11 protein-coding genes and 1 tRNA gene are annotated in these 14,353 nt (G+C 65.2%); 8 read left to right on the forward strand and 4 right to left on the reverse strand.

Annotated features, from left to right (window positions below):
• The first annotated feature begins 82 nt into the window (after positions 1 to 82).
• Complete coding sequence (gene pbpG, locus DES47_RS16810; protein ID WP_133701888.1) at positions 83 to 1,084, forward strand: D-alanyl-D-alanine endopeptidase; 1,002 nt, start codon at positions 83 to 85, stop codon at positions 1,082 to 1,084.
• 62 nt (positions 1,085 to 1,146) lie between these two features.
• Here pbpG and DES47_RS16815 read toward each other — a convergent pair whose 3' ends face one another.
• Positions 1,147 to 1,914: an IclR family transcriptional regulator gene (locus tag DES47_RS16815; RefSeq protein WP_133701889.1), complete on the reverse strand. Its 768-nt coding sequence runs from the start codon at positions 1,912 to 1,914 to the stop codon at positions 1,147 to 1,149.
• A gap of 80 nt (positions 1,915 to 1,994) precedes the next feature.
• On the opposite strand from DES47_RS16815, the gene DES47_RS16820 reads away from it, so the two are divergent.
• Positions 1,995 to 3,107: a TIGR03790 family protein gene (locus DES47_RS16820; RefSeq protein ID WP_243748341.1), complete on the forward strand. Its 1,113-nt coding sequence runs from the start codon at positions 1,995 to 1,997 to the stop codon at positions 3,105 to 3,107.
• On the opposite strand, the gene hpnE is transcribed toward DES47_RS16820, so the two are convergent.
• The 3 genes from hpnE to hpnC are packed head-to-tail and all read right to left on the reverse strand — an operon-like array spanning position 3,084 to position 6,105.
• Entirely contained in the window at positions 3,084 to 4,397 is a 1,314-nt protein-coding gene (gene hpnE / locus DES47_RS16825; RefSeq protein ID WP_208115033.1) for a hydroxysqualene dehydroxylase HpnE, read from the reverse strand. The two genes, DES47_RS16820 and hpnE, sit on opposite strands and share 24 nt — an antisense overlap.
• The gene (hpnD, locus tag DES47_RS16830) at positions 4,397 to 5,245 is read right to left on the reverse strand and encodes a presqualene diphosphate synthase HpnD (protein WP_133701890.1); all 849 of its coding nucleotides are present in this window, start codon (positions 5,243 to 5,245) and stop codon (positions 4,397 to 4,399) included. Before hpnD ends, hpnE begins: the two co-directional genes overlap by 1 nt.
• Complete coding sequence (gene hpnC, locus DES47_RS16835) at positions 5,242 to 6,105, reverse strand: squalene synthase HpnC (protein WP_133701891.1); 864 nt, start codon at positions 6,103 to 6,105, stop codon at positions 5,242 to 5,244. The genes hpnD and hpnC overlap by 4 nt, the downstream gene beginning before the upstream one ends.
• Positions 6,106 to 6,284: 179 nt before the next feature.
• Here hpnC and DES47_RS16840 point away from each other — a divergent pair, with 179 nt between their 5' ends.
• From DES47_RS16840 to clpX, 6 genes are all read left to right on the forward strand, one after another.
• Complete coding sequence (locus DES47_RS16840) at positions 6,285 to 7,439, forward strand: efflux RND transporter periplasmic adaptor subunit (RefSeq protein WP_133701892.1); 1,155 nt, start codon at positions 6,285 to 6,287, stop codon at positions 7,437 to 7,439.
• A gap of 16 nt (positions 7,440 to 7,455) precedes the next feature.
• Positions 7,456 to 10,623 carry an efflux RND transporter permease subunit gene (locus tag DES47_RS16845; RefSeq protein ID WP_133701893.1) on the forward strand — a complete coding sequence of 1,056 codons (3,168 nt, stop codon included), beginning with the start codon at positions 7,456 to 7,458 and terminating at the stop codon, positions 10,621 to 10,623.
• 128 nt (positions 10,624 to 10,751) lie between these two features.
• A tRNA-Leu gene (locus DES47_RS16850) sits at positions 10,752 to 10,838 on the forward strand.
• A 26-nt stretch (positions 10,839 to 10,864) separates the two neighbouring features.
• Positions 10,865 to 12,172: a trigger factor gene (gene tig / locus DES47_RS16855; RefSeq protein WP_133701894.1), complete on the forward strand. Its 1,308-nt coding sequence runs from the start codon at positions 10,865 to 10,867 to the stop codon at positions 12,170 to 12,172.
• Positions 12,173 to 12,322: 150 nt separating this feature from the next.
• Positions 12,323 to 12,931: an ATP-dependent Clp endopeptidase proteolytic subunit ClpP gene (gene clpP / locus DES47_RS16860; protein WP_133701895.1), complete on the forward strand. Its 609-nt coding sequence runs from the start codon at positions 12,323 to 12,325 to the stop codon at positions 12,929 to 12,931.
• A 129-nt stretch (positions 12,932 to 13,060) separates the two neighbouring features.
• On the forward strand, positions 13,061 to 14,329 hold the full coding sequence (clpX, locus tag DES47_RS16865) for an ATP-dependent Clp protease ATP-binding subunit ClpX (RefSeq protein WP_133701896.1): 1,269 nt from the start codon (positions 13,061 to 13,063) through the stop codon (positions 14,327 to 14,329).
• Positions 14,330 to 14,353 lie beyond the last annotated feature (24 nt).

Below are 14,353 nucleotides of genomic sequence, written 5' to 3' on the forward strand. Positions count from 1 at the left end.
TAGAAGGGCCTCGTAAGCTTTTGATCTTGCGTGGGTTTTTTCTATCGCCTACACTGACTCACAGCTGTTACCGGGGGCTAGTTTGAAATCCATTGCCGCGCTTTTCTCGACCGCCGCGCTAGGCCTGACGCTGTCGCTCTCCGGTGCCTTGCTGCCCGCGCAAAGCGCTCATGCGGCCAAGGCATCAGAGGCTCAGAAGCCGGCGCGCAGCGCCGTCAAATCGCAGCGCAAGGCGAAGCCAGGCGTCAAAGCCCGCCGCGTTTCCGTGGTTGATGTCGCACCGGCCAAACCTTCGTTCGGTCAACTGGCGGGTCTCCACGCCGACCAGGATGAACTGGCACTGAAGTCCAGCGTCGCCCTGGTGCTGGATCAGGACACCAACGAGGTGTTGTTCTCCAAGAACCCGCAGGCGGTGCTGCCGATCGCGTCGATTACCAAGCTGATGACGGCGCTGGTCGTCGTCGAGGCGCATCAGTCGATGAGCGAGATGCTGAGCATCACCAATGATGATGTGGACACCGAGAAGGGCACGGGCTCGCGCCTGGCCATCGGCACGGAGCTGAGCCGCCAGGAGCTGATGCATCTGGCACTGATGTCCTCGGAGAATCGCGCCGCCAATGCCCTTGGCCGCAACTATCCCGGTGGCCTGGCGGCGTTCGTCGCGGCCATGAATGCCAAGGCGCAGTCGCTGGGTATGAAGGACACGCAGTATGTGGAACCCACCGGACTGTCCAGCCGCAACCAGTCCAGCGCTCACGATCTGGCCGTGCTGGTGAAAGCGGCCCACGAGGTGCCGGTGCTGCGCGAGTTCTCGACCTCGGCCGAGCATCTGGTGGCCGTGGGCCGACGCAATATGCAGTTCCGCACCACCAACGGTCTGGTGCGCAACCCGTCCTGGGACATCGGCCTGCAGAAGACCGGCTTCATCAATGAGGCGGGCCGCTGCCTGGTGATGCAGGCGCAGATGGCCGGCCGCAAGCTGATCATGGTGTTCCTTGACTCGACCGGCAAGTATTCGCGGGTCGGTGACGCCGAGCGTGTGCGCAAATGGGTCATGCAGAACGCGGTCAAGGTCTCCGAGTAAGCGCCCAGCTGCTGAAACGAAAACGCCACCGGAAGGTGGCGTTTGTCATTGCGGGGCCGGGCCTACTCCCGATAGCCCAGCGCCGAGGAGATCTGCGCCGCCGTGTCCTTGACACGCTGCAGCCAGCTTTCCTCCAGCCGGTCGGCCGGTGACGAGATCGACAGACCCGCCACCAGCTTGCTCTGGTCGTCGTAGATGGCCGCCGCCATGCAGCGTACGCCCAGCTCCAGCTCCTCGTCGTCACGGGCCAGGCCGCGCTGGCGCACCACGGCCAGCTCGCGCTCCAGCGCGACGATATTGGTGATGCTGTTGCGCGTGTGGCCGGCCAGGCCGGTGCGGGTGGCATAGGCGCGCACGCGCTGAGGGTCATCGAAGGCCAGGAACAGCTTGCCCACCGAGGTCAGATGCAGCGGCGCGCGGCCGCCGATGGCACGCACCACCTGCATGCCTGAGCGCTCGCTGTAGGTGCGCTCGATATAGACGATCTCGTCGCCCTGGCGCACGGACAGATTGACCGGCTGGTGTGTCAGCTTGTGCAGTTCGCGCATCGGGCCCAGTGCTGCGTCGCGCACGTCCAACCGGGCCTTGACCAGATTGCCCAGCTCCAGCAGGCGCATGCCCAACCGGTAGCTGCCGGCCTCGGGCCGGTCCACGTAGCGGCCGGTGACCAGGTCATTGAGAATGCGGTGGGCGGTCGATGGGTGCAGGCCGGTGGTTTCGCTGATCTGCTTCAGCGACACCGGGTCTTGCTGGCCGGCCAGCACGTCCAGCAGGGCGAAGCTGCGTTCCAGCACCTGAATCGTCGGAGTTTGGGCCTCTTTTTTTCGCATGCGGTGATTGTGCGGGCTTTTTTGGGGTTTTGCATCGCGAAATTCAATGTCAAATAGCGGCGATGAGTCCGAATCTCTTGATGCGTTTGTACCTCTGCCTTTGTGCGTGCCTTGCCGCACTGCTGGGCGCCCCGACCGCGGCCATGGCACAGGCGGCGGCGTCCGCGCCCGCTGCCGCGGCCAGTGCCGTTGTCAATCAGCCGCAGCGCCGCTGGATGGCGGTGCCGCGCGTCAGCGGCCGCCTGACGGCGCGCGATCTTGGCTTGGTGATCAACACTGCCGACCCCTATTCGGTCGCCGTTGGCGAGTACTACATCGACAAGCGCGGCATTCCGCCCGAGCAGGTGCTGCGCCTGGAGCTGCCGGTGAAGCCGGTGCTCAGCGCCACCGAGTTCGAGCTGCTCGCCGCCCAGGTGCGCGAACATATGGGGCCGCAGGTCCAGGCCCTGGCCATGGCCTGGAATCAGCCCTGGGCGGTGGAGTGCAACTCGATCACCTCGGCACTGACCCTGGGTTTTCAGCCGGATGCCTGCAAGCAGACCTGCTCGCCGAACCGTCCTTCAGGCTATTTCAATGGCGCGAGCAGCCGGCCCTATACCGAGCTGGGACTGCGGCCGTCGATGCTGCTGGCCACGCGCAGTGTGGAGAGCGCCAAGGCCCTGATTGACCGCGGCGTGGCGTCCGACGGGCAACTGGGGCGGCGCGGCGGGCCTCCGGCCAAGGCGGTATTCATCAGTACGCAGGACCGGGCGCGCAATGTGCGCTCGGTGCTGTTCCCGCCGGAGGGCTTGATTAGCGCGCGCGGCATCGAGGTGGATCTACGGCAGGCCAGCGAGACCACGCAGCTGCGCCGCGTGATCCTGATGCAAACCGGTGTGTCCCGGGTTGATGTGCTGGACAACCTGCAATGGCTGCCCGGCGCGCTGGCCGATCACCTGACCTCCTATGGTGGACAGTTGCTGGGCAGCCATGGCCAGATGAGCGTGCTGGACTGGCTGGAGTCGGGCGCCACGGCCAGCTTCGGCACCGTCAGCGAGCCCTGCAATCATTTGCAGAAATTTCCCCACCCGCAGGTGCTGCTGCTGCACTACCTGCAGGGCGAGACGGCGCTGGAGGCCTATTGGAAGAGCGTGGCTTGGCCGGCCCAGGGGGTGTTCGTTGGCGAACCCTTAGCCGCGCCGTTCGCTCGTTAGGCCGCGGGCCGCCGTGTTGCCGGACATCACCGCACCTTCCAGGGTTGCAGGGTAGGGACCTTGTACGTAGTCACCGGCGGCCATCAAGCCCGGGGCAATGCGGGCTTCAGGTCGCTGCAGGCCGGGTGTGCAGGCAAAGGTGGCACGCTTCTCGGTCAAGGCGCGCAGCAGTTGCGGCGGCCTTGCCCAATGGGCGGGCAGCGCCTGCTGCGCCTGTTGCAAGGTGGCCTCGGCCGTGGCGTCGAGTCCCTGATCCAACCAGCCGCGTGCTCCGCTGATGACGAAGGCAAAACGGCCCGCCGCGTCTTCGCTTTGATGGATCTGGCCGAGGTCGAAGACGAACTGTGCCGGCGCCTGCGGGCCCTCATGCAGCGCCATCATCGGAACCGGCAGATGGCTGCCCGGGCTCTGCAGATAGACGGTGACGATGGGCTCGTAGCGCAGGTCGCGCGCCGTCTGCGCCCAGCCGGCAGCTATCGGCTCGACCAGGCGGGCCGCTTCCGACGCGGTGCAGGCCAGCACCACGGCGTCGAAACGCTCGTCGTCCACCAGCCAGCGGCCATCATCGCTGACGAGGCTGGATACGCGCTGGCCCAGATGCAGCCGCGCGCCCTGGGTGCGTAGCCAGTCGGCTGCCGGCCCGGCCAGCAAGTCGCTGAGCGGCCACCGGGGCAGCAGCAGGTCGGATGATCCCGGCCCCGAGAACAGGGCATCCTTCAACACGCGCAGAAACACGGCTGCGCTGGCCTGATCGGCCGGCGTGTTCAGCGAGGCTACGCACAGCGGGGCTATCAGCTGCTCACGCACAGGCCGGGGCAGGGTGGCGCACAACTGCGCGACGGTGGCCTTAGGATCGCAGCGAAAGCCCTTCAATGCCCACACCGTGCAATGCCTCAGCAGGCTCAGGCGCTCGGGCCAGGTCCAATCGGCACAGGCCAGCACGGCGCGCGCGAAGGCGGGCACAGGATGTCCGGGCATCAGGCTCAGGCCGTCCAGATCGGGGTAGCACAGCCGCAGCGGCAGGCGCTGCAGCAGCTCCTCGGGTTCGGCGCCGACCTGGCGCATCAGGGCCAGGCTTTGCCGGTAGGCGCCGATCAGGATGTGCTGGCCATTGTCCAAGGTCAGGTCCTGTGCATCCACACCCTTGCAGTCGACGCTGCGCGCCCGCCCGCCCAACTGGGCTGCCATTTCGAACAGGCTGACCTGGTGACCATCGCGTATCGCCTGCACGGCTGCGGCCAGGCCGGCCCAGCCGCCGCCTACGACGGCCAGCTTCAGAACTTCTGCCATTAACGCCCGCGCCAGTTGGTGCGCATCGCGATCCAGAGCTTGCGCAGCGGCGTCAGCGAGATGCGCTGGTGCAGCACCTGGAACTGCTCGGCCTCGATCTCGCGCAGCAGGGCCCGGTAGATATTGGCCATCATCAGCCCGGTCTTCTGCGTGCGTCGGTCGGCCTCGGGCAGCAGGGCCAGGGCCTCGTCATAGAGGCGATGGGCGCGCTGGGCCTGGAACTGCATCAGCGCCGTGAAACGCTCGCTATAGCCCCAGGGCTTTTCGCGCTTGAGAATCTCGTGGGCCTTGACGTCGAACTGCTGGAGCTCCGAGACCGGGAGGTAGATGCGGCCACGGCGTGCATCGTCACCGACGTCGCGGATGATGTTGGTCAGCTGCAGCGCCTGGCCCAGCGTGTGCGCATACTTGATGGTGGCGGGCTCGCTGCGGCCGAAGATGCCCGAGGCGACCTCGCCGACGACCCCGGCCACCAGATGGCAGTAGCGCTGCAGTCCGGCGAAGTCGAGGTAGCGGGTCTGGTCCAGGTCCATCTGGCAGCCCTCGATCACGGCCTGCAGATGCTCGGCGCGGATATCGTAGTTGGCCACATGGGGCATCAGCGCCCGCATCACCGGATGGCTGGGCTGGCCGGCGAAGGCGCTGGCCACCTCCTTGCGCCACCAGGCGAGCTTGGTGGCGGCCACGCCGGCATCGCTGGTCTCGTCCACCACGTCATCAACCTCGCGGCAGAAGGCGTAGAAGGCGGTGATCGCAGCGCGGCGCGGCGGCGGCAGGAAAAGAAAGGCGTAATAGAAGCTCGAGCCGCTGCCGGCGGCCTTGTCCTGAACGTACTGCTCGGGGCTCATGCTGCTGAGGCCTTCGTGTTTTTGGTGCTGGGGCGCATGCCGACCGCACGCCAGATCATCATCGCAATATCGGGGGCCTTGATGACAGGACGTTTGAGAAGGGTGGCGTGGTGCATGCTTTCGATTCTCTCAAGAATCCGCAGCCCGCCCTGCACGACTAGGCGCAGTTCCCAGCCGGCCCGACCGGGAACACCGTGCACCAATGGCGCGCCCTCCAGCATCAGCGTCCTGGCCCATGTGCACAGGTCCCGGATCAGCGCTCGGGCGGCCGGCGAGTCCTGGCACTGAAGCACTTGCTGCGGGGTCAGGCCGTGCCGCTGCAGATCGGCCAGCGGCGCATAGAGCCGGCCGCGTGGCCCATCCACGCTGAGGTCCTGCCAGAAGTTGATCAGCTGCAGCGCGCTGCAGATCGCGTCCGAGCGCTGCAGTGACAACGCGTCGTCGACGCCGTACAGATGCAGCAGCAGCCGGCCTACCGGGTTGGCCGAGCGGCGGCAGTAGTCGAGCAGCTCGCCGCGGTCGGCGTAGTCGCTCTTGACCACGTCCTGCATGAAGGCGCTGAGCAGATCGTCCAGCAAGGGCAGGGGCAGATGATGGTCGCGCAGGGCGTGGCCCAGCGGGCCGAACACCTGGGGCCAGGCCGAATCGTTGGGCACGCCCCTTGCGCAGGCATGCAGGGCGTGTTGAAAAGCCTGCAACTGAGCCATTCTTTGTGGCGGCGACGCATCACCTTCGTCGGCAATATCGTCGGCGGTGCGCGCAAAGCCATAAATTGCCATCACCGTGCCGCGCAGATGCGGCGGACACAACCAGGAGGCGACCGGGAAGTTTTCGTAATGTTCTTGACTCACGGCGTGCATTGTCCATGCAGGGCAGGCTCAGCCGGCACTGGCTGGTGCCGATATGAAGAGGCCGGGCATTTGACAGCCAAAGGCGGCCTGAATACATTACTGACCAGTCAGTCAGTTGCTGGTTCAGGCGCCCAAGCCCTGCTCACCGCCCTGCGCTTGTTCCGTTTACGGCTTGTTTCGAGGTTTTCATGCCCAATGCCCGTTTCCCTCTTCGTTTGACGCAGGGCCTGCGCCTCGCGCCCGCCCTGGTTCTCGCGCTGGCCCTGGCGGCTTGCAGCAAGCCTCAGGAGGCGCCAGCCCCTGAGCGGGCGGTGCGCACCCAGGTGGTGCAGGTGGGCAGCGCTGGCGGCACGCATGAATTCGCGGCCGAGGTCCGGGCACGCACCGAGTCGCGGCTGGGCTTCCGGGTGGCGGGCAAGCTGGTGGCGCGTCGCGTCAATCTGGGCGACACGGTGAAGGCCGGCCAGGTCCTGGCCCAGCTGGATCCGCAGGATCTGAAGCTGGCCCAGGACGCCGCCAAGGCCAGTCAGGTGGCCGCGCAGGCCAATTACGACCTGAACCTTGCCGATTTCCGCCGCGCCAAGGATCTGAAAGACCAGGGCTTTGTCAGTGGCGCCGAGCTGGAGCGCCGCGAGACCGCCTTGAAGGCGGCCAAGTCGCAGCTGGACCAGGCCCGCGCGCAAATGAATGTGCAGAGCAACCAGGCCGGCTATGCGGTCCTGCATTCGGACGTCAGCGGTGTCGTCACCGGCATCGAGGCCGAGCCGGGCAGCGTCGTGAATGCCGGCACGCCCATCGTCCGCGTGGCCCAGGACGGCCCGCGCGATGTGGTGTTCTCGGTGCCGGAGGACCGCGTGGCCTCGTTCCGCGCCGCGGCCGCCGTGCCGGGCGCATTGAAGGTCAAGCTGTGGGGGGTGGAAGGCGTCATGCTGGACGCCACCCTGCATGAGGTGGCCGCGGCGGCCGATGCCAGCACCCGCACCTTCCAGGTCAAGGCCGAGGTCAAGTCCCCGGCGGCCAAGCTGGGCCAGACGGCCACCGTGCAGCTGGAGCTACCCAAGCTGGCCGATGTGATCAAGCTGCCGCTCAGCGCGGTGATGGAGTTCCAGGGCAAGTCATCGGTGTGGCTGCTGGACCCGAAGACGATGACGGTCAGCACGCAGGTGGTGCAGGTGCTCAGCGCCGATGGCAATGAGGTGGTGATTTCGGGCGGCCTGCGCGGTGGCCAGGAGGTGGTGACCGCCGGCGTGCACGTGCTGACGCCCGGCCAGAAGGTCAAGCGCTACGGCCTGACCGAGCGAGCCGCGGCTGCGGCCGTCGCTGCATCCGGCGCTTCGCGCTGAAGCCAGGGGTGCTCGCATGAGTAACAAACCGGCTCCCACCGTGCATCACGATTCGTCCACTGCCTCGCGCTTCAATATCTCCCGCTGGGCGCTGGAGCATGCCCCGCTGACACGCTACCTGCTGGTGGTGTTGATGGTGCTGGGCTTTGCGGCCTACTTCCAGCTCGGCCAGGACGAAGATCCGCCGTTCACCTTTCGTGCCATGGTGGTGCAGGCCTTCTGGCCGGGCGCCAGTGCCCAGCAGATGGCCGAACAGGTCACCGACAAGATCGAGAAGACGCTGCAGGAGGCGCCCCACGCCGACAAGATCCGCAGCTATACCAAGCCAGGTGAATCGCTGACGGTCTTCCAGCTGAAGGACAGCTCGCCGGCCAAGGATGTCAGCAACACCTGGTACCAGGTGCGCAAGAAGCTGGGTGATATGCGCCACACCCTGCCGGCCGGGGTGATCGGCCCGGTGTTCAATGACGAGTTCGGCGATGTCTATGGCTCGATCTTTGCGCTGTCTGCCGATGGCTTTACCCGCGAGGAGCTGCGCGAGCATGCCGACGCGGTGCGTCAGCAACTGCTGCGCGTGACCGATGTGGCCAAGGTCGAGGTCTTTGGAGCTCAGCCCGAGAAGCTGTTCATCGAGATCTCGCAGAAGCGCCTGGCCCAGCTGGGCATAGACATGAACCAGGTGTTCGCTCAGTTGGCAGCGCAAAACGCCGTCGAGGGTGCCGGCGTGCTGAATGCCGGCAACGAGAACCTGCAGGTGCGCGTGGCCGGTCAGCTGAACTCGGTCGAGGCCTTGAAGGCGCTGCCGATACGGGCCGTCAACCCGGTCACCGGCATGGCCACCACCTTGCGACTGGCCGACATTGCCAAGATTGAGCGGGCCTATTCCGACCCGCCGGCGGTGATGGTGCGCCACCAGGGCAGGGAGGTGATCGCGCTGGGCATCTCGATGGCCAAGGGCGGCGACATCATTCGCATGGGCAAGGCCCTGAAGGCGGCCACGGCCAAGATCGAGCAGAACCTGCCCGCCGGCGTGCAGATGATGCAGGTGCAGGACCAGCCCTCGGCCGTGTCGCGCTCGGTCGGCGAGTTCGTTCGCGTGCTGATCGAGGCGGTGGTGATCGTGCTGCTGGTCAGCTTCATCGCCCTGGGCCTGCACACCAAGCCGCTGCGCCTGGACATCTGGCCCGGCATGGTGGTGGGCATCACCATTCCGCTGGTCATGGCGATCACCTTCGTGACGATGTTCTATTGGGGGGTGGGCCTGCACAAGATCTCGCTGGGCTCGCTGATCATCGCGCTGGGCCTGCTGGTGGACGACGCCATCATTGCGGTCGAGATGATGGTGCGCAAGATGGAGGAGGGCTACGACAAGATGCGGGCCGCCACCTATGCCTATGACGTGACGGCGATGCCTATGCTGACCGGCACGCTGATCACCGCGGTCGGATTTCTGCCCATAGGCCTAGCGCAGTCCACGGTGGGTGAGTACACCTTCGCGATCTTTGCCGTCACCGCCGCGGCGCTGATCATCTCCTGGTTCGTCTCGGTCTACTTCGTGCCCTATCTGGGCTCGCTGCTGCTGCGCAATCACCCGCGCGCCGAGGGCGAGGCCCATGAGCTGTTCGACACGCCGTTCTACAACCGCTTCCGTCATGCGGTGAACTGGTGCGTGCAGCACCGCCGCATCACCATCGCGTTGACCATAGGCATCTTCGTACTGGGCCTGGTGGGCATGGGCAAAGTGCAGCAGCAGTTCTTCCCGGACTCCAGCCGGCCGGAGATCCTGGTGGACCTGTGGCTGCCGGAGGGCTCGACCATCCAGCAGAGCGAGGAGCAGGCCAAGCGTTTCGAGCAGCGCATGATGAAGGAGCCCGGTGTGGCCTCGGTCAGCACCTGGATTGGCAGCGGCGTGCCGCGCTTCTACCTGCCTCTGGACCAGGTGTTCCCGCAATCCAACGTCAGCCAGGCGATCGTCCTGCCCAAGGACCTGAAGGAGCGTGAGGCTCTGCGCAAGCGCCTGCCCCAGCTGCTGGCCGATGAATTTCCGGATGTGCGTGGCCGCGTCAAACTGTTGCCGAATGGCCCGCCCGTGCCTTACCCGGTGCAGTTCCGCGTGATGGGCACCGATGCCAAGAAGGTGCGGGAGTGGGCCGACCAGGCCAAGGCGGTGATGCGCGCCAACCCGAATATGCGAGGTGTCAATGACAACTGGAACGAATCGGTCAAGGTGCTGCGCCTGGACATCGACCAGGACAAGGCCCGCGCACTGGGCGTCAGCAGCCAGACGATCGCGCAGTCCTCGCGCACGCTGCTGTCCGGCAGCACGGTGGGCCAGTACCGCGAGGGCGACAAACTGATCGACATCGTGCTGCGCCAACCGCAGGACGAGCGCAATGCCATCAGCGACATCGCCAACTCCTATCTGCCCACCAGCACCGGCCGTGCCGTGCCGCTGACGCAGATCGCCAAGATCAGCTTCAACTGGGAGCCGGGCGTGCTGTGGCGCGAGGGGCGCAACTATGCGGTGACGGTGCAGGGTGATGTGATCGAGGGGCTCCAGGGCCCGACCGTCTCGGCCCAGCTGTCGCCGCTGCTGAACGAGCTTGCCGCCAAGATGCCACCTGGCTACACCATCGAGGTGGCAGGCGCGGTGGAGGAGAGCAGCAAGGGCCAGGGCTCGATCGCCGCCGGCGTGCCCATCATGCTGTTCCTGACCTTCACCCTGCTGATGCTGCAGCTGAAGAGTTTTTCGCGGGCGATGCTGGTGTTCCTCACCGGGCCGCTGGGCATTGCCGGCGTGGCCGGGGCCCTGCTGCTGCTGGATAGACCGTTCGGCTTTGTGGCGCTGCTGGGCGTGATCGCGCTGATGGGCATGATCATGCGCAACTCGGTGATATTGATCGACCAGATCGAGCAGGACCGGGAGCGTGGCGTGCCGACCTGGAATGCCATCGTCGAGTCGGCCGTGCGGCGCTTCCGGCCCATCGTGCTGACGGCAGCCGCGGCGGTGCTGGCGATGATTCCGCTGTCGCGCAGCGTGTTCTGGGGGCCGATGGCGGTGGCCATCATGGGCGGCCTGATCGTCGCCACGGCACTGACCCTGCTGGCCTTGCCTGCCATGTATGCGGCCTGGTTCCGGGTCAAGCGGCCCGAGGACGAAGCGTCGACCTTGGCCTCGCACTGAGGCGGCTTTTTGCGGACTGGCGGGGCAAATTGGAATTCTGCCCTCGCCAACCGCTACAATCGCGGGTTTTCCGAATCGCCCCGGGGTGCCGGCTTTGCAAGTAGCAGGGTCGGGGCCCCATACACCTAGCGCGGGTGGCGAAATTGGTAGACGCACCAGGTTTAGGTCCTGACGCCTTCACCGGCGTGCCGGTTCGAGTCCGGCCCCGCGCACCAGACAACACAGTTCTATGAGTCACAACATGGCCGTCACCGTCGAAACCCTCGAAAAGCTCGAACGCCGCATCACGCTCACGCTGGCGGCCGCTGATATCAACACGGAAGTTGAACAGCGCCTCAAGAAACTGGCCCGCACGGTCAAGGCCGACGGCTTCCGCCCCGGCAAGGTGCCGATGAGCGTGGTTGCCCAGCGCTACGCCTACTCCGTCCAGTACGAAGTCATGAACGACAAGCTGGGTGAGGCCTTCGCCAGCGCCGCCAACGAGGCCAAGCTGCGCGTTGCCGGCATGCCCCGCATCGCCCAGAAGGAACAGTCGCCCGAGGGCCAGATGGACTTCGACGCTACCTTCGAGGTCTATCCCGAAGTCAAGCTCGGTGACCTGAGCGGTGCCGAAGTCGAGCGCATCTCCAGCGAAGTCACCGAGGACGCGATCGACAAGACCGTCGAGATCCTGCGCAAGCAGCGCCGTACCTTCGCCCAGCGCCCGGCCGCCGATGTGGCTGCCGATGGCGACCGCGCGACGATCGACTTCGAAGGCAAGATCGATGGCGAAACCTTCCAGGGCGGCAAGGCCGAGGCCTTCCAGTTCCTGATCGGCGAAGGCCAGATGCTGGAAGCCTTCGAAAAGGCCGTGCGCGGCATGAAGGCGGGCGAGTCCAAGACCTTCCCGCTGGCCTTCCCGGCCGATTACCACGGCAAGGACGTGGCCGGCAAGGAAGCAGACTTCATGGTCACCCTGAAGAAGATCGAAGCCCAGCACCTGCCCGAAGTGAACGAAGCGTTCGCCAAGAGCCTGGGCATCAAGGAAGCGACCGTCGAAGCGCTGCGCGCCGACATCAAGAAGAACCTGGAGCGCGAAGTCAAGTTCCGCGTGCTGGGTCGCAACAAGGCCGCTGTGATGGACGCGCTGGTCAGCGTCGCCGAGCTGGACGTGCCCAATGCGCTGATCGCCACCGAAGGCGAGCGCCTGGTTGCCAACGCCCGCGAAGACCTGAAGAAGCGTGGCGTGAAGGATGCCGACACGACGCCGATCCCCGAAGAGATCTTCAAGCCGCAAGCCGAGAAGCGCGTGCGCCTGGGTCTGGTCGTGGCCGAGCTGGTGCGTGCCAACAACCTGCAAGCCAAGCCCGAGCAGCTGCAAGCCCATATCGAAGAGATGTCGCAGAGCTATGAGCGCCCCGCCGACGTGGTGCGCTGGTACCTGAGCGATCGCGAGCGCATGGCCGAGGTCGAAGCCGTGGTGATCGAGAACAACGTCACCGACTTCGTGCTGAGCCGCGCCAAGGTCACCGACAAGGCCCTGCCTTTCGACGAACTGATGTCGGCCTGATTGACGCAACACCGGCCGCGACACCTGTTGTAGTGGCCTCACAGGGCACCGCGCCGCAAGGCCGGTGCCCTGGTCTTTTTCAGGGCCGCTCTTGTGGCCACATAATCAGCCCCCACAACACAAGCATCTCCACAAAGGATTCGTACACCCATGAGCGCGCTGGAAACACAAAACCTGGGCATGGTACCCATCGTCATCGAGCAGTCGGGTCGCGGTGAGCGCGCCTATGACATCTACAGCCGTTTGCTGCGCGAACGCATCATCTTCCTGGTCGGGCCGGTGAATGACCAGTCGGCCAATCTGGTGGTGGCGCAGATGCTGTTCCTGGAAAGCGAAAACCCGGACAAGGACATCTTCTTCTACATCAACTCGCCGGGCGGTAGCGTCAGCGCCGGCATGTCGATCTTCGACACGATGAACTTCATCAAGCCCGAGATCTCGACCCTGTGCATGGGCATGGCCGCCAGCATGGGTGCCTTCCTGCTGGCCGCCGGTGCCAAGGGCAAGCGCCTGGCTCTGCCGAACTCCAAGATCATGATCCACCAGCCCTCTGGCGGCGCCCAGGGGCAGGCCACGGACATTGAGATCCATGCCCGCGAGATCCTCAAGACCCGCGAGCAGCTGAACCGGATACTTGCCGAGCGCACCGGCCAGAGCTACGAAAAGATCGCGCTGGACACCGAGCGCGACAACTATATGAGTGCCGACGAAGCCCAGGTGTACGGCCTGGTGGATCAGGTCATCGCCAAGCGTCCCTGACCCTGCGGGCGCCCCCGGGGCCCCCGGGCGTGCCAATTGCTGCTCGAAGGAGGGCTTATTCCGAATAAGCCCTCCCATTTGTTTGCACTATCATTGAGCAGGCATACCGCCTGACAGACACTCATTCTCATGGCCGACAAAAAAGGCGCTTCCAGCGAAAAAGTCCTCTACTGCTCCTTCTGCGGAAAGAGCCAACACGAGGTAAAGAAGCTCATAGCCGGACCGTCGGTGTTCATCTGCGACGAATGCATAGACCTGTGCATCGACATCATTCGCGATGAAGTCCCGGCCGACGGCGCGACCGCACGCGCGGCCAAGTCGGACCTGCCGGTGCCCAGCGAGATCAAGGAAAGCCTTGACAGCTATGTGATCGGCCAGGACCCGGCCAAGCGCACGCTTGCCGTGGCGGTTTACAACCACTACAAGCGCCTCAAGCACATGGCCAGCAACAAGGAGGAAGTGGAGCTCTCGAAGAGCAACATCCTCCTGATCGGCCCCACCGGCTCGGGCAAGACCCTGCTGGCGCAGACGCTGGCCCGCCTGTTGAACGTGCCCTTCGTGATTGCCGACGCCACCACGCTGACCGAAGCCGGTTATGTGGGTGAGGACGTCGAGAACATCATTCAGAAGCTGCTGCAGAACTGCAATTACGACGTCGAACGCGCCCAGCGCGGCATCGTCTACATCGACGAGATCGACAAGATTTCGCGCAAGGCCGACAACCCCTCGATCACCCGCGATGTGTCGGGCGAGGGCGTGCAGCAGGCGCTGCTGAAGCTGGTCGAGGGCACGATGGCCTCGGTGCCGCCTCAGGGCGGGCGCAAGCATCCGAACCAGGACTTCCTGCAGATCGACACGACCAACATCCTGTTCATCTGCGGCGGCGCCTTCGACGGCCTGGAGAAGGTGATACAGAACCGCTCAGAGAAGTCGGGCATCGGTTTTGGCGCCACCGTCAAGACCAAGTCCGAGAAGCGCGTGTCCGAGGTCTTCCGCGAGGTCGAGCCCGAGGACTTGATCAAATTCGGTCTGATCCCCGAACTGGTCGGTCGCCTGCCGGTGATCGCCACCCTGGGCGAGCTGACCGAAGACGCGCTGGTGCAGATACTGACCGAGCCGAAGAACGCCTTGCTCAAGCAGTACCAGAAGCTGTTTGCGATGGACGGCGTCGAGCTCGAGATCCGCCCGTCGGCGCTTATGGCCATTGCCCGCAAGGCGCTGGCACGCAAGACCGGCGCCCGCGGCCTGCGCTCCATCATGGAGCACTCGCTGATCGACACCATGTTCGAATTGCCCGCCTTGGACGGCGTGGCCAAGGTGGTGCTGGACGAGCACAACATCGATGAAGACGCCAAGCCCCTGCTGGTTTACCGCGAGCAGGCGAAAGTCAGCGCCTGATCCCCAGCGCCTGAGACCTGAGGC

It is taken from the genome of Roseateles toxinivorans (assembly GCF_004362525.1).
GTDB lineage: Bacteria > Pseudomonadota > Gammaproteobacteria > Burkholderiales > Burkholderiaceae_C > Paucibacter > Paucibacter toxinivorans.